Consider the following 24,173-nt stretch of genomic DNA (forward strand, 5'->3'; position numbering starts at 1 on the left):
AGCGGGATTGATTTGCTTCGCTCAGTCATACCGTTCAGCTACAGAAATCATGGATTCGTCGCAATCCACGCTTGTTTTTCAATAATACCATCTAAATTTACGTTTAACATACTATTAACGCTCGTTGCTTATGAAGTACTCCATCCAATCTTTGTTGTTTGTGCTGTTGGTGACGGGTTCCCTTAGCTTATCGGCCCAGGAAGGGATCCAGCGAGTCGAGAATGTCTATACCGTAGATATTGACGACCTGACGCAGTATGGGATCGATACGGGCTATCTGGTTCCGGCAGGACTGCCGACCGGCATGTACGCCCCGGACTTTTATGCCACCGACCAGCGCGGGCAATCATTCAAACTTTCGGATGTCTACCGGGACCATCAGGTGGTATTGATGTTTTACCGCGGCCACTGGTGCAGCATCTGCAATGCCCAATTACAAAAACTATCCGACTCACTGGATTTGCTCGAAAATAACGGCATCAAAGTCATTGCGGTCACACCCGAATCCATGGCCGGCGTCGCCATTATGTCGCATTCGGTCAATGCACAATTTTCAATCGTCTCGGACACCACCCACTCCATCCTTGATGCCTATGGTGTAACTTTCCATGCTACCGAAGATTACACCCATCGAATCGAACAACGTGCTATTGTCAAGCCTACTGAAGACCTGGCCCATCATCAGGCCATTTTACCTGTCCCGGCGACTTATCTGATCGACCAGGGCGGTGAGATCATCTATGCCCATTTTGATCCCAACTACAGGAATCGCGCCTCCATCCATGAAATCCTCGAGTTTCTCAACTAGCAGGAGCTGCAGATCCCTTTTTTTACAGATGTGGTAAAAATGAGGCTTATCGCTTATTTTTGTCCGCTTAACCGGATCAGAATACTTATGCAGAAATTAAGAATAGCACTCCTGGTGGGGATCAGCTCCTGGACGATCTTTATGATCCCGGCCTGTCAGACCCCGTCCGAAGACATCGCAACGGAACCATTTAAAGTGATCGGTCTGACCGTGATTTCCAGTTTAAAGGAACAACAGAATACCACGGATATTGGAATATTCTGGGGACAACTTTATGCACAAAATGTGCTGCAACGCATTCCGAACAAAGTCAGTGACGATGTATATATCGTATATACTGACTACGCAAACAATCCGGATGAAGGTTTCCGGATCATTATGGGGGCAAAAGTCAGCAGCCTTGACAGCATTCCACGCGGCCTCACCGGACGCACAATCTCCGGTGGCAATTATAAAAAATTCACCGCTCATGGTGAAATGCCCAAAGCTGTAAACAATTTATGGAGTCAGATCCGTTTAATGGATTCAAGCAGGCTAAGCCGCACCTACCTGGCCGATTATGAAGTATATGGTCGTGACCGCAGTTCGCCGGATGCAGAAGTGGATGTTTTCATATCGGTGAAGTAATCAAATTACCTGGAATAAAAAAGCCACCAATTCATAAGGACCTGGTGGCTTTTTCGTATCAATTATTTGATCTTACATCTTCTTCATCCACATTTCGATGGCTTTTTCATTCAACCGGACATAATCCTGGTTGTTGGCTTCCTTGGCCAATGCCATAGATCTTTTAGCTGTTTCAATAGCGCCTTTGAAGTCGCCGTTTTCAGCCTGTAGCTGGGACTTTAAACGTACGATCCAGTAGCGTTCCGGTCCCATGGACAAACACTTATTAACCCATTCCAGGGCTTGTTTGGCATCTTTTCCTTCATTGAAATAATAGCTGGCAGCAGCATAATAATCGTTGGCGGAAGGACCTGCCATGGTGCGGTCAATGCTGGCCATAACAGCCTGATCGGTGTTCAGCTCAACCGGGAATTTTACCAGAGTGTTTTCCCAGCTGATGACCAGGTGGGCGCTTTCGGAACGGATGTGATCAATACCAATGGTCAGCGTCTCCACCGGTGTACTGATCTTTTCACTGTTCACCGTAAGGGTAACCAATGGAGTTTCTTCCGGATATGCCATCCAGTTGGAAGTGGTGTAGGGATAAAGCATGATCTGCCATTCGTCCATGCCGGGTTTGGCCAGCAGCGCATAAGAACCAGCTTTTACAGCGGTACCGCCAATGGTCACATCTCCGCTGAAGGTAATTTTGGTGGCTGAATTGGCCCCTACCCTCCAGACTTCTCCATAGGGTAGTAGATCACCAAATATTTTCCGGCCCTTGACACTGGGACGGGAATATTCGATCTCAATATTGATCAGGCCCACATTCTGGGTCACTGTTCCGGTAGGGCTTGCTGCCGGTGTGGTAATCTGTCCAAAACCAAAACCGGTCAAAGACAACATTAGAAAGAGAATAACTGCAGTTTTTTTCATAGTTGACAATTTTTAAATAAGGCTCTTAACAGGTCAAAAATAGTCTAATCCTGCCGGTCAAAATTAACTTAACACAATCTTAACAAGCTGGAAAAGTGCCCGGTACGGATTGGTTTTTTTTCCTACATTTAGCCTGGTTCATATGCTCAGGGATGTCACTGGATGAGCAGGTGCCCTTCGTATCCTGTTGACCATGAAAGATTCTCAAGGCAGTTTGAACAGGGGCAGGATCAGATTATCTGGTTTTGACAGCGCTGGTTTCTTTTTTTCATCTCTTACAATACACTGGACTAATCATGAAAAGACGTCAATTTCTCCGGGATACTACGCTTTCATTGGCGACGTTGCCTTACATCCACCGGCATCTTGCTCCTGCCGAAGTTATTCTTGGCCACAATGAGCACCGGTATCGCCTGGACCGTCATTGGGGAGACCTGAATCCACAGGTTATTCCGGTCAAAGATTGTCATGAGATGATCCAGGATAAACAAGGCCGCATTTTCTTGCTAACCAATGAGACCAAAAACAACGTGATCATCTACAACAAAGATGGTAAACCGATCACAACCTGGGGTACCACCTATCCCGGCGCCCATGGTCTGACCCTCTCAGAAGAAGGTGGGGAATCGTTTTTGTACATCTGCGATAATAACCGGCATGAGGTCATCAAAACCACACTTGACGGCCGCGAGATCATGGTCCTTCCCTATCCGGCTGAATCCGGGAAATACGAAAGCGCCGAAAAATACATTCCTACCGAGACCACCATTGCTCCCAATGGCGATATCTATGTAGCGGACGGATACGGGTCGCAGTATATCATTCACTACGACAGCCAGGGAAAACTGAAAAACGTATTTGGGGGCCGTGGGCCATCGCCCGCCAATTTTGACAATGCCCATGGAATCGCACTGGACACGAGGCTACCCGGAGAACCGACCCTGCTTATTACAGCCCGTCAGCAAAATAAACTGAAACGTTTCAGCCTTGCCGGGGAGTTGATCAAGGAGATCCCTATCCCCGGTGCGTACATCTGCCGTCCGGTCATCCACGGAGATTATGTTTATTGCGCAACGCTGATCTCACACCTCCCATGGGACTCTGGTTCCGGATTCGTGACCATCCTGGATAAAAACGACCAGGTTGTCAGTGTTCCCGGCGGTTCGGCGCCAACCTACACCAATGGCAAACTCGAACCATTGTTCCAAACCGTACAGGCCTTTAAGCACCCGCACGATGTCTGTGTCGATGAGGACGAAAACCTGTATATCGCTCAGTGGAATTCCGATAAGGTCTATCCGTATAAACTGACCCGGGTGGCATGATACGACTCCAGACCGGCTTACTGCTCATTCTCGTTGCAACGCTATTGCCTGGACAGGAACAGCCTGAGTTAAAGCCAGTCTTTATAAATGGAAATGACGGCTATGCCTGTTTTCGCATTCCCGCGATCGTCAAAGCTCCGAATGGTCGTGTTCTGGCATTCTGTGAAGCCCGAAAATCCGGCTGTGACGACTTTGGGAAAGTCGATATTGTTCTCAAAGAAAGCAGGGACCAGGGCAAAACCTGGTCCGGATTGACGGTAGTCGCTGCCAATGGCTCAGCCAAGGCAGGAAACCCTGCACCGGTCTGGGACCTGTTGGATCCGCGCTACCCGGCAGGCAGACTTTTCCTTTTTTACAACACCGCAAATGCCTCCGAATGGGAGATCCGGTCCGGAAAAGGAGTGACCGAAGTGTGGTGCCAGACCAGTGTGGATCTGGGCAAATCGTGGTCTGAACCTGTAAACATTACAATGCAGGTCCATCATCCCTATCAACCCGGATATCGTGATGACTACCAGGACCCACTGGATTGGCGGACCAATGCCCTGGGTCCGGGGCATGCCCTGCAACTGATCCATAAACCTTACCGTGGTAGACTTTTTGTCCCGGCAAATCATTCCGCCGGAGAGCCCAGGGACAGCTTTTTGGACTACCACGCCTATGGCTTCTATAGCGATGATCATGGATTGTCCTTCCACCTATCCGGGGAAGTCAATGAACCTGGCTCAAACGAGTCCATAGCCACAGAATGGACAGACGGCACCATTTTACTGAATACCCGCCAACAAAGTGGCAGTACACATGAGAGACTGGTCAGTACCAGTAACGATGGAGGTGCGCATTGGGATACCAGTTATTACGACGCCTATCTGCCTGACCCGGTCTGTCAGGCCAGCACCTTTCTGTTCTCCGGGAAGGAAGGCCATGCATTGCTTTTTTGCAATCCCCAGTCCACATCCGGCCGTCGCAACCTGGTTCTGAAAGCCAGCCTCGATGGTGGCCGTCACTGGTCAGAATCCAGGGCAGTATGGCCAGGCGATGCGTCATATTCAGACCTGGTTCAATTGAATTCTGGTGATATCGGCATTCTATTCGAACAAGGAAATAAGGGTGGTATTTATTTTACCAGTGTGTCCTGGCAGTGGGTGAAAGGGGGTAAAAATGCACCAGTTCTGGAATGGGTTAAACCCCATAGACCACCAGGTGAAGACCGGATTGCCCTTGCCGCCCCACAGGTATCTCCGGCAAACACATTTTTTCAGGATCGCATTTTTATGGAAATAAAAGGTGGTGTTTCCGGCACCCGGTATTATTACACCGATGATGGAAGCGTACCGGATGAACATGCTCAACGGTATTACCAACCACTGGAGATCAAAGCATCCAAAGAATTCAAAATCAAGGCTTTTCACGATCAATATAATTCCAGTCCCACCGTTACCCGGTCCTATTACAAGATTAAGGAGTTGCCTGCACTGGATCAGGTAACTCTGGAGATGCAACCTTCACCGCAGTATGGAGGACAGGGAGTTGCAACCCTCCTGGATCACCAACTTGGCACCGGAGATATCAGTGACGGAACCTGGATTGGTTTTGAAGGAAATGATTGTGTGCTGACCTTTCAATACAATCGTCCGGTGGTCTTATCACAACTCATGGTAAGCTGTTTAAACGCACCCGGTCGCTGGATCCTGCCAGCTTCAAGCATTGAAGTCTATACATCAACCGACGGCCACCGTTTTGACTATTGGGATGAAAGCACTCCGGAAAGCACCTCAGGAGAAGGAAATATCATGACCAGAATAGAGCTCACCGGTCGACGTGAGCGCTACCTCAAGGTTGTGATCAAAAATGCAGGCATCTTACCTGCCGGACATCCAGGTGCCGGCAAGCCAGCATGGTTGTTCGTAGATGAAGTCGTCGTCGAGTGAATGGTTCAATCGAATTTGTTACATTTAATGCAAAGCTTTAACCTATGTCTTGGCTGGAATTTCTTGGACGATTTCATCCTGTTTTACTGCATTTACCCATTGGGCTGCTGATCGGGGCATTTGGGTTAGAGCTTATTCAGCGTAAATCCCGGTCTGCCGGAATGAATGCTGCCATTCAATCCCTGTTATTCTGGGGTATGGTCACCGCAATAGTTACCGCTTTACTGGGATTTTTCCTCCAATGGGAAGGTGGTTACGAAGAACGGCTGTTGAACATTCACAAATATCTGGGAATCAGTACGGCAGTCTTGTCCGTTGTAGTCTATTTACTCAAGAAAACAACGACAGATCATAGGGCATATCTACCGGTTTTTGGATTGACCACTACTGTCATGCTTTTAGCCGGCCATTTTGGCGGCTCGCTCACCCATGGCAGCTCCTACCTCTCGGATCAGATGCCTAACGGGCTGCGGTCCCTGCTGGGCCTACCACCAAAATCCGCCCCGGTCGAAGAGATAACTTCGGTTGATGCCAGCTCCCTGGTCTTCCAGGATGTCATCCAGCCAATATTCCGGTCGAAATGTACCAGTTGCCACAACCCTGAAAAAGCCAAGGGTGAATTACTGCTGCACAATCAGGAAGGTGTGGAGAAAGGCGGCAAGGATGGTGCCTTATTTATTGCAGGTGATGTCGAAAATTCCCTTCTGATCAAAAGGATCCTTCTCCCCCTGGACAATGAAGATCACATGCCACCGGAAGGCAAAAAACAATTGACGGAAGATGAGGTAGCTCTTATGGAATGGTGGATCAATAACCACCGGAGCTATGAAGATCGCATCCAGGATGTATCCGTTCCAGACAACATTCAGGCGGTATTTGCGAAGTCCGTCAAACCAGAAAATCCCGTGTTCCGGCTGGATCTGAAAGACCCGGGTGAAAAAAAACTTACCAGCCTGCGTAATGAGGGTGTAAAGGTAATGCGGCTGGCCGCTGAAAATCCTCTCCTTGAGATCAACATGAGTTACCGGCAGGACCTGGAACCCGATTTCCTGAAAAAACTATTTCCCATTGCAGATCAGATTGCCTATCTCAATCTGAGCAAGTCCAATGTGACCGATGATATGATCCGGGATTTGGGACGATTCCCTCATCTGGTACGCCTGTACCTTGATAATACTTCTATAACAGACGCGGGCCTGGAGTCACTCAAAGGCCTGGAATATCTGCAATATCTGAACCTCTACGGAACCGGAATAACCGATGCAGGCCTTACCCATCTGGAATCGCTGCCACACCTTGAGGAACTCTATTTATGGCAATCCCAGGTGAGTGATGCCGGCGTTGAGGCTTTACAAGCTAAAATACCCGGGTTGGAAGTAAATACTGGCATAACCGGCAACAACCTCGGAGGCGTTATTCCATTACAGGCCCCGGTCATCCAGGTAGACGAGACGTTATTCACAGACTCTGTACAGGTACAGCTTATCCTGAATGTGGATGGTATCAGGGTCTATTACACCCTGGACGGCTCCGATCCCGATACCACATCCAACCTGTATAGCAAACCGGTTACAATCAAACGCACCACAGAAATCCGCACCTTTGCCACCAAACCGGGCTGGCAATCAAGCCCTGTCGGTTCAAAACAATTAATTCGCTCCAAATACCGGCCCCAGGATGTTACTCTGAATGTGCCCCCTAACCCAAAGTATCAGGCTTCAGGTCCTTCTACCCTGATCGATTTTAACAAGGGAAGCAACCAGTTTGGTGATGGTCAGTGGCTGGGATTCGAAAAACAGGATGTGACTGCAACCCTGGATATGGGTTCGGCTGTTCCACTCTCTCATGTTACCATCAGCTGTCTTGAAAATGCCTCATCCTGGATATTTTTTCCCCGAGGCATACAGGTGGAAGTCTCCTCAGATGCCAGGAACTGGAAAAATGTTGTCCGGGAGAGCTACCCGGAGGCAACTGAAGCTGCGTCTCCTGCACTAAAGAACTTTTTGGTCACATTCCCGGAACAAAATGCCCGTTACGTCAGGGTGAAAATAACCGGACAGAAGACCAATCCCCGCTGGCACCCGAACCCTGGCGAACCCTGCTGGTTGTTCATGGATGAGATTCTGGTAGATTAAACGCGGGGGCGAAAGGAAAAAGAGGTAGCAGATATCCCCATAGCTCCTCGGTTTTAGCCTGGGGTAAAGTAGAGGCAGCAGAGGTTCCCATAGCCCCACGGTTTTAGCCCTGATACGGCATGAATACAGGTTTCGCCTGCACCAAACCATAGTCATTAGGCACAGTCCATTTTCATCTCATCTGATCCAGGGCAATAAGTAATACCCGGGCGTAATTAACATATCCTTCCGGCAGGAGATGGATACCATCCTTGCCAAAATAATTCTCCGGTAAATTACCATTTGCATCCAGGAGCTGGTAAGCGAGTGGGCTGTAGGTAACCTGTGAAGGGAAAGGATAGGCAGCAAGGCGCCGGTGCACTTCATCGAACGTCCGCCGGTTTTCACTGGATGGATCCTTAGTTGGTAAAGGACCTACGACCAGGACTTTTACATGCTGGTCTTTGGCGCGGATATCCTGCACAATTCCGGTTATGCCCTGGAAAATTTCCTCCGCCTGATCGGACGGAATGTTATTCACACCGATGGTTATCACTATATATTTCGGATGAAGCATCTGCCATGTGCCCTGCCGGACCCGCCGGCGCAGATGTTGCGTACGGTCGCCTGAGATGCCAAAATTATACCATTTCCAGTCCTGGAAAGTTTCTGAAAATGCCGCCTCTCCGGGCCGGTATGCTACAGACCTGCCGGGGCCACCGATACTTTGGGTTATTGAATTTCCGAACAACAACATGTCAACCGTGTCACTGATCGCCGGCAATGCATTCATCTCAGTGAAAAGGCTGTGCCATTCCATGCCAGATTGCCATCCGGCTGCTGAACGGTATTCATTTCCGGGTGCTGGCAGCGAAGCCCAGTTGACCTTGGTTCCATAGCAAGCCTCAATGAAGTCTACGATGGGTGTTGGATTTTGCAGGCTATGAGGATGGTGGTCGACGCCGGGCTTGCGAATAACCCGGATTGTCCCTCCAGCGGCGCGTATCCTGGCCACAAATAAGTCCGTATTTTCAGCGACAGGCACCACACGGTCTGCCTCCCCTACGACGTGTAACATCGGGACATTCTGCCAGGCAATAGAATCCGCCAGGTCCAGGGGATTGCCTTCGAACAATATAGCACTCTGTTCATCCTCCAGACCGAAGTCCTTTTTGAATATTGCCCAGTCCTGAGCACTGCCTGCACTGGTGCCTTTACCTCCCGGCCAACTCTTCATATCCAGTACCGGAGCATCGGCATAAACCCCAGCTACAGATTCAGGACGGTGAAGCAACCAGCGATAAGCATAGATCCCCCCTCGCGAAAAACCTTCCAGAATACCTTTTGGGGCAAAGCCAACAGATTGAAGCCAGTCATAAAACCAGTCCCAAAGCTGCATGTTTGTGGTGTTACCATACCATTCCGCCGCATCGCAATAAATCACATAATAGCCTCGCTCCAGAAGGGCTATTTCAGTCTGCGGCTCATGCCCCCAAAACCGTTGCCGCCAAATCCAGGGATGACCTGCTGCTGCGTAGGTGGGCAATACCACACGCCAGGTGTGTCCCTGATGGTGTCCTTCCACGCCAGCATAACCATGGTAGTCAAAGGCCGAGGTTTGATCATCCGTTCCGGATAATCCCAACACCTGAAATCGATCCTGATGCAAGGCCTGGTAAAAACGTTTTGCAATTGTCCCGGCTCCAATGGACGAGATATGAATACCATCCTGCCAGTATTCCGGGTATGAGGCAAGCACCAGTTGAAGGTCAATGGTTTCCCACCGCATTTGCTGCGCCAGCTTGTAGAACCTTGGTCTTAAGGTCGCCTGGCAGGAGGAATCCGCATATGCAAATTCAGGACTTATACTGCGTGAAGGTAATGCCAGAAAATAACGACTGTGCGGATTCACCTTGAGCAACCCTTGCAGATCGGTTATCCAGGTGTTGTACCAATCCAGTGTATCTCCAATTCCTCCGGTAACTTTCTCCAGGAGATTTATCCAGTCGGGTATCAGAAAGATCACATTCTGGTTTCCCTGAGTGGCTTCAGAACCGGCATCTACGCGGCAGGACGTAATCGAGAAATCTTCACCGCATAATGCCTGCAGTTGCACGGGCAATGCATTTACATCCGGTCTGGTCATGGTGTTCCCGGATATCATCCGGTCTCCCCACAACAGAACTTTTACCGGAGTACCTGCCATCACCGACAACACACCAAAAGCAACAATCAGACCGGCAGCTAACCCATTCTTTGCCATTTTTACTGACATGTACATATTGATTTCAAATATCCAATTGGTTACCAGGGCTGCCGACACGACGCCATGAACCTTTCTTTTCTTCCGTAAATTATGAACTATCGAAAGGATCGGGATGGATCATACCCATTATTTTCACCGAACCGGAGTGATCTCAAACAACAGTGTATCTTAGTGGCTTTTAATTTTGAAGAGAAAATGGCACATTCCCATTATCAGTATTTGCTCATTGATGCTGACCACACCATTTACGATTTCGATCGTTGCCAGGAGGAAGCACTGGAGCAGACCTTCCTTGATTTTGGACAAACATTCCTGCCGGAGTGGCATCCGATCTACACCCGCCTTAATCTGGCGGCATGGGATGCCCATGAACGCGGGATACTTACCCGCGAACAGATCCGTACCGTGCGGTTTTCACAACTGGCGGCGGAAGTAGGAATCCATCTCGACCCTGAATCTTACCATGAGCGGTATGTCGAACACCTGTCCGGTATCGTCCATTATCTGGATACCGCCGAATCCTCCCTGCACGAGCTGGCCAAATCATTTACCCTCGCCATGATCACCAATGGCTTGCCAAATGTCCAGCGTCCCAGATTGTCGCGGTCCAGCATTACACCGCTATTCAGTGCTATCGTTATCTCCGGGGAAATAAGTAAAACCAAGCCGGATCCGGCATTCTTCAATCACACCCTGGATCAGCTGGGAAATCCATCGCCGGAGGATTGTCTGGTAATTGGAGATAACCTGTTCGCCGATATCGGTGGCGGGCAGAATGCCGGCATGCATACCTGCTGGTTTAATCCCCATGGCAAATCCAACGCGGAGCCGGGAGTCACCCCCACCTTTACGGTTCGCAATTGGGATGAAATAAAATCATTACTAGCCTCAGATTCAATAAATTAAATCCGCAGTACATCATCATCACCCTAAGTACCGGAAGTAAATTAAACTGGAAATTCGAACATTTTTTATACCTTCTTCACTATGAAAAAGCATGTCCTCACCCTGACCCTTCTATCTACGATGCACCTGATGTTCAGCCAGGCTTATGTAATGCCCACTGACCCGCTGGTATTGCAAAAGCTGGACTGGTGGCAGGATCAGAAATTCGGACTGATGATGCATTGGGGAACCTACAGCCAATGGGGTGTCGTGGAATCCTGGTCTATTTGTTCCGAAGACCAGCCCTGGTGTTCACGCAATGGCGCGGATTATAGCCAATACAAACGAGACTATGAGGCACTGGCTACAACCTTTAATCCTCAAAAATTTGATCCCCAGCCGTGGGTGAATGCCGCGAAGTACGCCGGCATGAAGTACCTGGTCTTCACCACCAAACACCACGATGGATTTTGCATGTTTGACACCAAAGAAACGGACTATCGAATTACCGGCTCTCAGGTACCATTCCATACCGATCCCCGTGCAGATGTAACCAAAGTCCTGTTTGATTCCTTTCGCAATCAGGGGTTTGGCATAGGTGCCTATTTTTCGAAACCCGACTGGCATTCACCGGATTTCTGGGCACCGGAATGGGCAACGCCCGACCGCTGTACCAATTACGACACCAATAAACACCCCGACCGGTGGCAGAAATTTAGAGACTATACCTACAATCAAATCGAAGAATTAATGAGCGGTTACGGGAAGGTGGATATCCTCTGGCTGGATGGAGGATGGGTACGGCCGGATTCCACAATAAACGAAGAAGTCCGCTCCTGGGGATACCGGATCCCGGACTACCCTCAGGATATCGACATGCCCAGGATAGCCACAATGGCCAGGGCCCATCAACCGGGCCTTCTGGTGGTGGATCGCAGCGTTCATGGTCCCTTTGAAGACTACCGTACACCGGAACAGCAGGTCCCGGAGCGGGCATTGTCGTACCCCTGGGAGACATGCATGACCATGGGAAACAGCTGGTCGTACAGCAAAAATCCGCACTATAAATCTACCCATCAACTGATCCACCTCCTCGTGGATATTGTAGCCAAGGGTGGCAATTTCCTCCTTAACATCGGCCCCAGTCCGGATGGCACCTGGGATCAGGAAGCGTTTGACCGCCTTCAGGGTATCGGTGACTGGATGCAGGTAAATCAGGAAGCCATCTATGCCACACGGGCCATCGCACCTTACAAGGAAGGCAAGATCCGCTTTACACGAAAGAAAAATACGAACACGGTTTATGCGATCTATCTTGCTGATGAACAGGAAAAGAACCCGCCGGAATACTGGTCCATCCAACAGCTGAAAGCCAGAACAGGAAGCAAGGTTTCCGTACTGGAAACCGGCGATGAACTCAGCTGGAAACCAAATGGCGACCAGGGCATGATCATTCAGATCCCTGAAAAAGTCAGGCAGAAAATGAAAAGCCAGCATGCCTGGACCATCCTATTTGAAGCGGACAACATTCATAACTAGCCGCAAATTAAATACTTATAAATAGTAACTTAAACTGATTCGGTAACTTGATTCCACAAAGTCAAAATATTTTCCTTAGCTCCTTTTTTTAAACATACGGTATGTTAAAATATCTGACTGGTCTTCTAATGTTAAGTGCACTTTTTCATTTCGGTTGCCAGCGAAAGCCCCAGCCTATGGCTGATGCTGATGCTTATAACCGCCTGCAGGAACAATTGCTGGATGCACAGCCAGGATCCGTTGTCTTTATTCCTGAAGGCATCTATGAGCTGGACCGGTCACTCTCGCTTGATGCCATCAGCGGGGTAACCATCCGCGGCGCCGGAATTGACAAAACCATACTCTCTTTTAAAACACAGCAAGCCGGTGCAGAGGGGTTGCGGATTACCGCCGATAGTGTAACCCTGGAGGACTTTACGGTCCAGGACGCCCTGGGTGATGGTATTAAACTGCAGGGCTGCCAGCAGGTTGTGATCCACCGGGTGAAGGCAACCTGGACCGATGGTGCAAAATCCTCTAATGGCGGTTATGGGTTATATCCGGTTCAGTGTAAAAATGTACTTATAGACAGTTGTGAAGCTTCGTTTGCTTCGGATGCAGGCGTTTATGTGGGCCAGTCAGAAGATGTCGTCGTGCGCAACTCCTATGCTCATGAGAATGTGGCCGGCATTGAAATCGAAAATTGCATTAATTCCAGGGTCTATGACAATCTGGCCGAAAACAACACCGGTGGCATTCTGGTGTTTGACCTGCCCGACCTGCAGGTTGTCAACGGACATTCCTGCGAAGTTTACCAAAATCGTATTGTAGAAAACAACCATAAAAATTTTGCCGCCGAGGGGAACATGGTCGCTATTGTTCCGCCAGGCACCGGGATCATCCTGCTTGCAGCCAAGAAAATCAATATTCATGACAACACCATCACTGGCCACAAGACCATCGGCACAGCCATTGCCAGCTACCATATTACCGAGCGTCCATGGAAAGATGAGCGTTATGATCCTTTCACCTACGATGTATCCATCCACCATAACCATTATGACCGTAAAAGCGCCATACCCGACCTCAGCAAGGATTTCGGCAAAATGGTCAATCTTCTGTTCCCAGGTAAGCCACAGGACATCCTGTACGATGGAATCACCCGGGAGAATACGGAAGCATCAAACCCGATGAACATTTGCATTCAGGACAACTCGGCGGATCAATTGCGGTTTGCCATGGTTGATGCAGCCCATGATTTTGACGACGTAAGTCAGGATCCTTCACCCTACAACTGCCGGTGATGCGTACCAAACTGTTCTGGGTAGGACTGATACTTATATTTCTGGGGCAATTTTGCAGTACCCCAAACCAAACCGTTCAGCTACCTCCTCCCGGGGCCCCTTTCAGGCATTTATCGGAATACAACTTGTATGCCGGCAAGTTGGCCTCCCTTCAACCAAACGATCGGGTGTTATCGTATGAAGTGATCAATTCACTATTTACCGATTATGCTCTTAAAGCCCGGTTTGTGTGGATGCCTGAGGGAAGTACAGCGTCCCTCATGGAAGACGGCACCATAAGCTTCCCGGAGGGAGCCATACTCGTTAAAAACTTCTATTACCCGGCCGATATGCGGGACATTCATAGTGTCAGGAGGATTTTGGAGACGCGCTTACTGATCCGGGAAAATGACCATTGGTCAGCCTATGCCTATATCTGGAACGATAAACAAAATGAAGCGGAATACAGCCCGGTCGGAGCATTGCTTCCCGTCACCTGGACGGATACCTCGGGTGTTGCCCGGTCGATCCATTATCTGGTTCCCAATAAAAATCAATGTAAGAACTGCCACAACCTGAATGGAACCGTCCAACCGATCGGGCCGAAATTTGCCAATCTGAATCGCCCTGTGAGCCAGGCCGACGGCAGTACCATCAATCAAATCGAACGGTGGATCAACAATGGATATCTGCGACCAAGCTTTCAGACGGATTCACTCGCCACGATGCCCAAATGGGACGATCCCGGATCAGGTGATCTGCAATCCCGGGCGCTGGCCTACCTCGATGTTAATTGCGGGCATTGCCACCGGCCTGAAGGCCCCGGCAACACATCAGGACTTTATTTGCAATTTTCGGAAACCAACCCGACCCACCTTGGCTTGTGTAAGGTGCCGGTAGCGGCAGGTAAAGGTTCGGGGGGCCGCACATTTGACATACAGCCCGGACATCCAGACCAATCCATCCTGATGTACCGCGTCCAGTCCCTGGATCCCGGTGTCATGATGCCCGAACTGGGCAGAACTATCGTACATGAAGAAGGGGTGGCTGTCGTCCGCGATTGGATTGCTTCACTTCAGACCGATTGTTATGACTAGATCATTACTTCGTACCCTTGCGCTTTCAACCGCCTTTATATTATTCGGCGGAGCCTTCATTTCGCTGAAAAGCCAGTCGCTGACACAACGTGTCACCGGGAAAGTCGTGGATCAGGTAACCCACCAACCCTTACCGGGCGTCTCGGTCGTCGTCCTGGATACTGATCCACTGATGGGAACTGTCAGCGATGATGATGGTACTTTTGCCCTTGAGCAGGTTCCGGTGGGCCGGCATCAATTGCAGTGCAGCTATGTAGGTTACCAAACCTATACCACCGAAGGGTTGGTGATCACGTCCGCGAAAGCCGTCCAGATCGACATCGAACTTGCAGAAGGGGTAGACCTGGCCAGCGTGGAGGTTATCGCTTCCGGCTTTGCCAATGCTCCGGTCAACAATCTGGCCATGGTAAGCGCCCGCTCGTTCACGGTCGAGGAAACCGAACGTATCGCTGCCAGCGTCAACGATATGGGACGCATGGCCCTCTCCTACCCCGGAGTACAGCAAGGTGGCGACGATACGGAAAATGACATCATCATCCGCGGGAATTCAAGCTTCGGCATCCTTTGGAGACTGGAAGGAATTGATATCCCTAATCCAAACCATTTTGCCCGTCCGGGCACTTCCGGAGGCGGAATTACCATCTTTAGTGCACAGTTGCTCAGCCGGTCCGACTTTTATACTGGTGGCATGCCAGCCGAATACGGAAATGCACTTTCCGGTGCCTTTGACATTCATTTTAAACACGGTAACCTCCAGGAGCGTGAATACCGGATCAAGACCGGCCTGCTTGGTCTTGACTTCGCTACGGAGGGCCCGATACGCAAAGACCATTCTTCCTATGTGGTCAATTACCGGTATTCGACCCTGGGCTTACTCAATAAATTGGGCTTTCATCTGGTCGGTGAGCGGGTAAGCAATGATTTTCAGGACCTCTCCTTCAACATATACCGGGAGAGTGACGACAAAAAGAAACAGTGGACCCTGTTCGGCATGGGGGGGATTTCCCTGGAGCACTATACACCGGTTACCGATCCGGAGGAACGCGAGCCAGGCATAGCCAACGAATGGGAAGATCGACGACAAGGTAGCAATATGGCGGCCCTTGGTTCCACGTATACCCATCTGCTGAATGAAAAATCCTACCTCAAAGGGGTGGTTGCCCTGATGGGCAGCGACATCTTTCGTATGTATGACACACTGAATCTGGAAGATGTCCGCTACCGCTACAATACGGAGAATTATCTGGACAACCGGCTGTCCACTTCCTGGACCTATTCGGTGCAAATGAATGAGCGGTGGAGCCTGAAATCCGGGTTGATCGGTCACCTGATCTTCTATCGCTTCTTTAATGAGACCAATCCGCGCTCTTCCATCACTGACATCACAGAAAAGCAGCGCCTCACCAACCTGGATGGCGGCGGAACAACCTTTACCACCCAGGCCTATAGTCAGGCAAATATGCAGATCAACAGCCGCTGGAGTCTGCTGGGAGGTGTCCATGTTCTTTTCCTGGGTCAAAATGGAACAGCCAGTGTCGATCCCCGTATTTCCGCCCGATTTCGCTTCAACCCGGATCATTACCTGAGTCTGGCAATGGGAAAGCACAGCCAGATGTTACCCCTCGCAGCGTATTTTTATCAGGACACAAATGGATTTCAACCGAATGCCAATCTGCCGATGATCCATTCCAATCATCTGATCCTCAGTCATACGTACATCACCCGCTCGCATCTCAAGTTCAATACCGAATTGTACCTTCAACAATTGCACAAAGTGCCCGTAAAGCCGGATGCAGAATCCGATTACTGGATGCTTAATGAACAATCCAATTTCCCGCAATTCCCGGTCGTAAGTGTCGGCAAAGGAATGAATTACGGCATAGACCTCGCCATTGAAAAGTTTTTTACCAATCAGGTTTATTTTCTGTTCAATGGTTCCTGGTTCAATGCGACCTACCATGCCTATGATGGAGTCAGCCATCCCAGCCGTTTCGCAAGCAGATGGGTGTCCGCATTGACACTGGGCCGTGAGGTAGCCTTCCGCAACGGTAACACCCTTCAGTTCGGTGGTCGTTATTTATTTAATGGTGGCTTCCGTTACACACCCTATGATCCGGTCTTATCGGAGCTTCAAAACACCTATGTACCACTGGCAGGAGCCAGTTGGGAAGGACAGGTTCCTGCTTACCAGCGGCTCGATGCCCGGATCGCTTACCGATTCAATCGGTCCCGCTACAGCGGTATCCTTTCCCTGGATATCCAGAATGTGCTGAGTACAAAAAATATCAGCTCTGTGGGCTATGATGCTGTCAGGAATGAGCTCTACTTCCGACAATATCCCGGAGGGGATTTTATCCCGGTTTTAAGTTATCAGGTAGACTTCTAAATAAAAACCAAATGCAAATCAAATTCATCCTGGAGTGGATCCTGCGGATCGTGCTGGCCCTGATCCTCGTGCAAACTTTATTTTTCAAGTTCACGGGTGCGCCGGAGAGCATCTACATTTTCGAGAAGACCGGATTGGGAGCGCCTGGTCGCATTGGCAGTGGCATCGTCGAGCTGATCGCCTCCATACTCCTGCTGATTCCAAAATGGAAGACGTATGGCGCTTTGCTTGCTTTCGGCTCTATGTCGGGAGCGATCTTTTTCCACCTCACCTCACTGGGAATCGATGTCATGGGAGACGGTGGCACCTTGTTTTATCTGGCTTGTCTGGTATGGCTGGGAAGCCTGTACCTGCTCATCCGTTACCGGCATGAGTGGATCCCGGAACGGTTCCTTGCTGCCAAAAACAAATAGAGGGTCAACCCTTAACCAACGCTTTAATTTGGTTGAAACAGGTTTGCAGGCAGCGGGGTAAGTACAATTTTGCTGTTGCATTCAGATAACCGCACTATCTGTTCGGTGTCATTTTTTTTCATGGCCCTTTTCATTATCTTACCTTTTTCAAATCTCATCTGAGGTGATCAGCTGATCACTTCAAAAATTCACTTGTCATGAAACAATCACGCCGTTCATTTCTCCGGCAGTCCAGCCTGGCTGCGGGTTCATTTATCATTGTACCCCGGCATGTCCTGGGAAGGGGATTTACAGCTCCCAGTGACAAGATCGGTTTAGGATTTATCGGTTTAGGAAAACAGTGTGGAGGGCTGGCCAATCAATTTGGTAAAATAGAATCGGTTGAAATCCTGGCCGGCAGTGATGTGTGGACGACAAAAATGGAATGGTTCAAGGACCATGTCGGCAAGATATATGCGGAACAGAAAAACAATCCATCTTATTCCGGGCTAAAACTGACCGGGGAGTATGAGGAGCTGCTGGCTATTCCCGATATCGATGCTGTAGTCATTGCGACGCCGGATCACTGGCATGCTGTTCAGGCCATACATGCTATGGAGGCAGGCAAGGACGTATATTGCGAGAAACCCATGACGCATACCGTTCAGGAAGGTATCGATATGGTCACGACGGCTCAGCGAACCGGAAAGGTTGTGCAGGTGGGTTCAATGCAAAGATCGTGGGAGTCCTTCCGGAAAGCCGTAGAGTTGGTTCGGAATGGCTACGTGGGAGACATCTCAAAGGTGCTGGTCAACGTGGGTGATCCGGCCATACCTTACAATTTAGCTGCTGAAGCATTGCCACCGGAGGTCAACTGGGATCGCTGGTGCGGACCAACTAAAAAACTGTCCTATAATAACCGGCTGGCTCCGGCCCGCAATGATGTTGATTTCTGGCCTGATTGGCGGCTGTATAAAGAAACCGGAGGAGGAATCCTGGCCGACTGGGGCGCGCACATGTTTGACATAGCCCAATGGGGCCTAGGCATGGATCGCAGTGGTCCGGTATCCTTTGCTCCACCGGCAGATCCTAAGGCTGTGCGCGGATTACAGATGAAATATGCTAACGGCATTGAAATGGTCCATGAAGATTTTGGGCGGGGTTGGGCTGTACGGTTCATCGGCAGTGAAGGATCCCTGGATGTGAGCAGGCAATTCCTGGATTCGAATCCGGAAAATATTGCCCAGGCGGCTATTAAGCCATCCGACACGATGGTTTACCATTCCGACAATCATTATCAGGATTTTCTGGATGCGATCAAAAAGCGTTCGTCACCTATCTGTGATGTTGAGACCGGCCACCGTTCGGCATCGGTCTGTAACCTGGCAAACATAGCCTACTGGCTCAACCGTCCTCTGACCTGGGATCCGGTAGCCCAACAGTTTCCCGGGGACAAGGAGGCTAACAAATTGCTCAATTACAAGCACAGGAAACCTTATCGAATGTAGAACCCTAGTGCCTTCCAGGATGTAATGGAAGTCATTTTGTGCCAGTCCTGTTTACTTGAAACAGGTGTTGCTTGTTTCCAAACCGAAAGGTTAGGTCAGCCATGATCTATCTCATTAGGCGGGCTGTGCCGGTTCAGTTACCTTTACCTGAAATCATTAACACCGCAAGACCAAATAAAATGACTTTTCGTTGGATCTCCTGCCTGCTTATCCCTGTCCTGCTGATTGGTTGTCAGGAACAGAAATCGGATGAAAACATTGTCGTTATCGGAGGTGGCTTGATGGGGAGTGCCGCTGCCTGGCAATTGGCTCGCCAGGGAGAACAGGTGCTGCTTCTGGAACAACAGGACTCCATTTATACGTTTGGATCCAGTTTCGGTGATGCCCGCATATCCCGAGCACTTGGCCCCAGAAACGATTTATTCACCTATCTCCAGCAGCGCAGTGTCCAGGAGACGCAGCAATTGCTCGACTTTCTCGCTGAAAAATCCGGGCAAACCCAATCTATGGACGAGATATACCATACCTCCCCGGTAACTTATATCTATTATAATTCTGAAAAAATGGCGTTTGATCAATTGGTGAAGAACCAGTCGATCCCTACAGAATACGCAACCAATGCGGATGATGCAAAAACAAAATTTGATCTTTCTGTTCCCGATTCTGCACTGGTTATCCGTGAAATAAACCCCTATTCCGGCACCCTGAACCCCCGGGTACTCATCCATAAAATGCAGGAAGGATTTCGTCTGGCTGGTGGCACGATCCGTTTCCGGCACCGGGTTACCCAGCTGATCAGAACAGATGATGGGTTTGAACTGGAGGTGGAAAATCTTGGTGATGGAAGCAAAGTAACCATTCATGCTGCTCGGGTGGTCTCTGCCGCGGGTCCCTATAATGGACAATTACTTAAAGACATCGCACCCTACGTTTCGGAGCTGATCCATCCCCAGCGGGTATTTCTGAATTATTTCAAGATTGATCCTCAGGTTTACCAGTCGTTGACCGGTGAGCAAAAAGCAAAATTCCAGGATTATTTTCCTGTGGCTGACATGACTCCGGAGATCATGTATGCCATGGTTGAAAAATGGGATCCCGATGGCAGCCCTGTGCTCAAGATCGGCGGACACTACCTGCGACAAGACATTACCAATCTGGATAATGTCTGGCAGAAAGAGGTTTCATCTACGGAAGTTGCCTGGGGCCGGGACCATCTCGCCAGATACCTCCAGCAATTGCATTTGCCCATCACCGGCGAAAATCTGATCAAGACCGGGGCCCATTCCTGTGTCTATTCCCTCACCCGGACTGAGACACCATATGTCTGTTCCCTGATGAACCTGGATAAGCGCCAGGACCCTAATCTTGTTCTGGTAGGGGGTATGTCAGGGATAGGAGCCAAGGGTACACTGACCTATGGACTGATTGCCGCGAACATCCTGCTGGGGAAAGAAGATCCGGCACCTATCTATCACCAGGCAACCTATGCCCTGGGATTTCAGCATTTGATCAGTGACCTTAAAGAATGATTTAATTCTCTTCTTTCGGAAAGTAGTTTACATCTTATAATATTCCGGGGAAACGCTAATTTCAAACCCGGGTCCGCCACAGCCACGGGCGATAAAGGGTGGATCCATGAATATCAATGCGTAATAGCCTTGCTTTGCACTGGCAGATCATGCTGGGGCTAATACTGGGGATCGGATTTGGTGTCCTCTCCGTTCATTTCGGGTGGTCTTCTTTCGTTAAAGACTGGATAAAACCCTGGGGAACCATATTTATCAATTGCCTGAAACTCATTGCCGTTCCCCTGATCCTGGTATCGTTGATCAAAGGCGTATCCGATCTGAAGGATCTGAGTAAGCTGTCATCCATGGGTATCCGCACCGTTGGCTGGTACCTGCTGACCACCGTTACTGCAATAGCGACTGGCCTCATACTGGTAAACCTGTTCAAGCCTGGCCATTTTATCCATGCCGATATGCGCGAGACCTTGCTCCAGTCCTATGGTGAAGGCGCCGCAACCCGCATCCAATCGGCTCAGTCCACAGTGGCTCAAGGCCCGCTGCAACCTTTGATCGATATATTTCCCGATAACATGATGGCAGCCTTTTCGGATAACACCAAAATGCTCCAGTCGATCTTTGTTGCCATCCTCCTGGGAATTGGTCTGATCCTCATTGACCAGGCAAAAGCCAAGCCGGTCAAGGACTTCTTTGATAGTCTGAACGACCTGATTATGAAGGTCGTCGATCTGATCATGCTGACCGCCCCCTTAGGCGCTTTTGCCCTTTTGGCTTCCCTGATCGCTGAAGCACCTTCCTTTGACCTTATTCGGGCCCTGCTATCGTATAGCGGGTGCGTGGTCCTGGGATTGGCGATCCTCTTAAGTGCATTCTATCCGGTACTGGTGCGGTTATTCACGAAGATTAGCTACAAGAAATTCTGGAAGGAAATGTTGCCGGCCCAGCTGGTAGCTTTTTCGACCAGCAGCAGTGCGGCAACGCTTCCGGTTACCATGGAACGCGTCCAGGAACATCTGGGGGTTGATGAAGAAGTCGCCAGTTTTGTTCTCCCTATTGGCGCAACGGTGAATATGGATGGAACCAGCTTGTATCAGGGCGTAGCGGCAGTGTTTATAGCCCAGGCCATGGGCATACACCTGGGGTTAAGCGATCAGTTGGGCATCCTGCTCACGGCCACCCTGGCATCCATCGGGGCAGCAGCTGTCCCGGGAGCCGGCATGATCATGCTGGTGATCGTGCTGGGAGCTGCCGGAATACCGGAGGCCGGGCTGGCTTTGATCATGGCTGTTGATCGTCCGCTGGATATGATGCGGACCATAGCCAATGTGACCAGCGATGCCTGCGTATCCATACTGGTAGCAAGCAAACTTGATAAACTAAACCAATAAGCGGTACGGTTATCCTTTCCAAACAGGATCAACATTAACGCCAGGATTGATGCATGTTATACATACAAATCTTTTGAAGCACGGTAAGATTTGTATTTTCGCGACTTTATTCACAGAAATTAGTCGTCATGACGTCGTTTCAATCCTATGAACACCCCTACCCGATCAATCCGAAATACAAAAAACGGGTTGCTTATTTCTGTATGGAATTTGGCATCGATCAGGCGCTGAAGATCTATTCCGGTGGCCTGGGTTATCTGGCCGGTTCGCATATGCGTTCGGCTTATCAGCTGCAACAGCCGGTCATTGGCATTGGGATCCTCTGGAAATATGGCTACTACGATCAGGTACGCAAACAGGATCAAAGCATGGATGTCCTGTTTATGGAGCGTCATTATAATTTCCTCGAGGACACCGGAATTACCCTGCAAATTGAAGTACATAACAATACGGTCAATTTAAAAGTCTATTATTTACCTCCCACCCGCTTTAACACGGCGCCGATCTTTCTGCTCTCCACGGACATTCCTGAAAACGATTACCTCTCTCAAAAGATCAGCCACCACCTTTATGATTCCAATACATCCGCTAAGATGGCCCAGCATATATTGCTTGGAGCCGGCGGGATGGCTCTGTTGGAAGCATTGAATTACCGGGCCGATATCCATCACTTCAATGAAGCCCACCCATTGCCGGGAGCCTTCAAATTGTATGAAAAATACCATGATCTGGAGGAAGTAAAAAAGAGGCTGGTTTTTACCACCCATACACCTGTTCCTGCCGGAAATGAGATCCTGAACATGGACCATCTCTTCCAGATGAGCTACTTTGGGAAATTGGACATGAGTACGGTGCGGGAAATAACCGGTACGTACGGATCCGAGCTCAATCTGACCCTGGCCATGTTGCGACTGTCACGGAGAGCCAATGCCGTCTCGCAAATGCATGGTGATGTAGCCCGGGAAATGTGGGGCGGATTCTCCGATATCTGTCCTATCGGAGCTATAACCAATGCTCAAAATGCACGTTTCTGGGCTGACCAGGAGATGGCAGAGGCCCTTAAACTGGGCGATGCCGATGCTATTCGTGCCCGCAAACGCCATTTCAAGCAAATTCTATCTGCAGAAGTCGCCGATCAAACCGGTAAGATCCTCAATCCCGATGCACTCACTATTGTATGGGCGCGGCGATATGCCCCCTATAAGCGAGCTCAGCTCTTCACGATGGATCCGGACCGGTTCCACCGGCTGCTCACCGATCAGGACCGGCCCGTCCAGTTTATCTGGGCCGGGAAACCTTATCCATTCGATCATCATGCCATCGAAGTGTTTAATTCGCTGGTGCGGTTCACCAATAATTATCCCAATTGTGCCGTATTGGTCGGTTATGAGATTGGCCTGAGTAAAATGCTGAAGCAAGGCTCCGATGTCTGGTTGAACAATCCAAGGATAGGCAAAGAGGCATCCGGCACCTCAGGTATGACGGCAGCTATGAATGGTTCGCTGAATTTCTCCATACCGGACGGATGGGTTCCCGAGTTCGGCAAGCACCTGCACAATGCCTTTGTATCTGAGCCGGCAGACCCTAATCTGAGCGAATGGCATCAGGATGAACACGACCTGCATAAAATGATGGACATTCTGGAATACGATGTGATCCGGATGTACTACGAGAATCAGGACGACTGGATGCAAATGGTTGTCAACAGCATGACCGAAATCCAGCCCTTCTTTGACTCCAATCGCATGGCCGACGAATATTATGAAAAATTATACCGGTGATCTGCCTTTGATCAGGTGCGTCACCCGTTCCGCAAGACCAGGTATACCTAATTTTAGTTGTCATGTTTGAATACAAGTTCATTCAGATCAAATCCAAAGGCTTCTTCACGTTCGGACTAAACCAGGATTACCACCAGATTATTCGTGATCATGCGAAACTGGGTTGGCGCTTTTGTCAAATCGTACCCATTGAATGGGATAGTCAGGGGAAATGGCGAGAAGTTGAACTGGTATTGGAACGTCCTGCCAACTGGGAAGAGGAAGCTGCATTCGTCTTCAATCAGCATCAGGATTGATTGTAAAACTTTAACACTTCCTGGCCCCACTTTCTATCACCTTGCAATAAGAAACCTACTGCTTTGATTTGCTTATCCTTAGGTAATATACAGTCTTACTCCTGGTGTAAAGCGTGTGTTCCCCAGC

Annotated in this window: 18 protein-coding genes; 16 read left to right on the forward strand and 2 right to left on the reverse strand. The window is 49.6% G+C overall.

Features of this window, described 5'->3' with window-relative positions; all coding sequences use genetic code 11:
• Window positions 1–130 precede the first annotated feature (130 nt).
• The gene (locus H6570_10095; GenBank protein ID MCB9319623.1) at window positions 131–808 is read left to right on the forward strand and encodes an AhpC/TSA family protein; all 678 of its coding nucleotides are present in this window, start codon (window positions 131–133) and stop codon (window positions 806–808) included.
• Between the two features lie 87 nt (window positions 809–895).
• On the forward strand, window positions 896–1,435 hold the full coding sequence (locus tag H6570_10100; protein MCB9319624.1) for an effector binding domain-containing protein: 540 nt from the start codon (window positions 896–898) through the stop codon (window positions 1,433–1,435).
• 72 nt (window positions 1,436–1,507) lie between these two features.
• Here the strand turns inward: H6570_10100 and H6570_10105 are convergent, their stop codons facing one another.
• Window positions 1,508–2,350, reverse strand: a complete 843-nt coding sequence (locus H6570_10105; protein MCB9319625.1) for a DUF2911 domain-containing protein — start codon at window positions 2,348–2,350, stop codon at window positions 1,508–1,510.
• A gap of 296 nt (window positions 2,351–2,646) precedes the next feature.
• Between H6570_10105 and H6570_10110 the strand changes: the two genes are divergently transcribed.
• Genes H6570_10110 through H6570_10120 form a run of 3 tightly spaced genes read left to right on the forward strand, consistent with a single transcriptional unit; the run spans window position 2,647 to window position 7,741 of the window.
• Window positions 2,647–3,675, forward strand: a complete 1,029-nt coding sequence (locus H6570_10110; protein ID MCB9319626.1) for a 6-bladed beta-propeller — start codon at window positions 2,647–2,649, stop codon at window positions 3,673–3,675.
• Window positions 3,672–5,606, forward strand: a complete 1,935-nt coding sequence (locus H6570_10115; protein ID MCB9319627.1) for an exo-alpha-sialidase — start codon at window positions 3,672–3,674, stop codon at window positions 5,604–5,606. The genes H6570_10110 and H6570_10115 overlap by 4 nt, the downstream gene beginning before the upstream one ends.
• Window positions 5,607–5,650: 44 nt before the next feature.
• Window positions 5,651–7,741, forward strand: coding sequence for a chitobiase/beta-hexosaminidase C-terminal domain-containing protein (locus tag H6570_10120; GenBank protein MCB9319628.1), 2,091 nt, complete (start codon window positions 5,651–5,653; stop codon window positions 7,739–7,741).
• Window positions 7,742–7,913: 172 nt separating this feature from the next.
• Here H6570_10120 and H6570_10125 read toward each other — a convergent pair whose 3' ends face one another.
• The gene (locus tag H6570_10125; GenBank protein MCB9319629.1) at window positions 7,914–9,995 is read right to left on the reverse strand and encodes a prolyl oligopeptidase family serine peptidase; all 2,082 of its coding nucleotides are present in this window, start codon (window positions 9,993–9,995) and stop codon (window positions 7,914–7,916) included.
• Between the two features lie 81 nt (window positions 9,996–10,076).
• On the opposite strand from H6570_10125, the gene H6570_10130 reads away from it, so the two are divergent.
• From H6570_10130 to H6570_10180, 11 genes are all read left to right on the forward strand, one after another.
• Window positions 10,077–10,892 (forward strand): noncanonical pyrimidine nucleotidase, YjjG family, encoded by an 816-nt coding sequence (locus H6570_10130; protein MCB9319630.1) that lies wholly within the window; start codon window positions 10,077–10,079, stop codon window positions 10,890–10,892.
• Between the two features lie 81 nt (window positions 10,893–10,973).
• Entirely contained in the window at window positions 10,974–12,410 is a 1,437-nt protein-coding gene (locus tag H6570_10135; GenBank protein MCB9319631.1) for an alpha-L-fucosidase, read from the forward strand.
• A gap of 176 nt (window positions 12,411–12,586) precedes the next feature.
• On the forward strand, window positions 12,587–13,693 hold the full coding sequence (locus H6570_10140; GenBank protein ID MCB9319632.1) for a right-handed parallel beta-helix repeat-containing protein: 1,107 nt from the start codon (window positions 12,587–12,589) through the stop codon (window positions 13,691–13,693).
• Window positions 13,693–14,769, forward strand: coding sequence for a hypothetical protein (locus tag H6570_10145; GenBank protein MCB9319633.1), 1,077 nt, complete (start codon window positions 13,693–13,695; stop codon window positions 14,767–14,769). Before H6570_10140 ends, H6570_10145 begins: the two co-directional genes overlap by 1 nt.
• The gene (locus H6570_10150; GenBank protein ID MCB9319634.1) at window positions 14,762–17,155 is read left to right on the forward strand and encodes a TonB-dependent receptor; all 2,394 of its coding nucleotides are present in this window, start codon (window positions 14,762–14,764) and stop codon (window positions 17,153–17,155) included. The genes H6570_10145 and H6570_10150 overlap by 8 nt, the downstream gene beginning before the upstream one ends.
• Before the next feature lie 11 nt (window positions 17,156–17,166).
• Entirely contained in the window at window positions 17,167–17,568 is a 402-nt protein-coding gene (locus tag H6570_10155; protein ID MCB9319635.1) for a DoxX family protein, read from the forward strand.
• A gap of 197 nt (window positions 17,569–17,765) precedes the next feature.
• Complete coding sequence (locus tag H6570_10160) at window positions 17,766–19,055, forward strand: Gfo/Idh/MocA family oxidoreductase (protein ID MCB9319636.1); 1,290 nt, start codon at window positions 17,766–17,768, stop codon at window positions 19,053–19,055.
• Between the two features lie 179 nt (window positions 19,056–19,234).
• Window positions 19,235–20,584 carry an FAD-dependent oxidoreductase gene (locus H6570_10165; GenBank protein ID MCB9319637.1) on the forward strand — a complete coding sequence of 450 codons (1,350 nt, stop codon included), beginning with the start codon at window positions 19,235–19,237 and terminating at the stop codon, window positions 20,582–20,584.
• Window positions 20,585–20,700: 116 nt separating this feature from the next.
• Window positions 20,701–21,969: a dicarboxylate/amino acid:cation symporter gene (locus H6570_10170; protein MCB9319638.1), complete on the forward strand. Its 1,269-nt coding sequence runs from the start codon at window positions 20,701–20,703 to the stop codon at window positions 21,967–21,969.
• Between the two features lie 128 nt (window positions 21,970–22,097).
• Window positions 22,098–23,750, forward strand: a complete 1,653-nt coding sequence (gene glgP, locus H6570_10175; GenBank protein MCB9319639.1) for an alpha-glucan family phosphorylase — start codon at window positions 22,098–22,100, stop codon at window positions 23,748–23,750.
• 62 nt (window positions 23,751–23,812) lie between these two features.
• Window positions 23,813–24,046: a DUF4177 domain-containing protein gene (locus tag H6570_10180; protein ID MCB9319640.1), complete on the forward strand. Its 234-nt coding sequence runs from the start codon at window positions 23,813–23,815 to the stop codon at window positions 24,044–24,046.
• The last annotated feature ends 127 nt before the right edge of the window (window positions 24,047–24,173 follow it).

The organism is Lewinellaceae bacterium, from assembly GCA_020636135.1.
Taxonomy (GTDB): domain Bacteria; phylum Bacteroidota; class Bacteroidia; order Chitinophagales; family Saprospiraceae; genus JAGQXC01.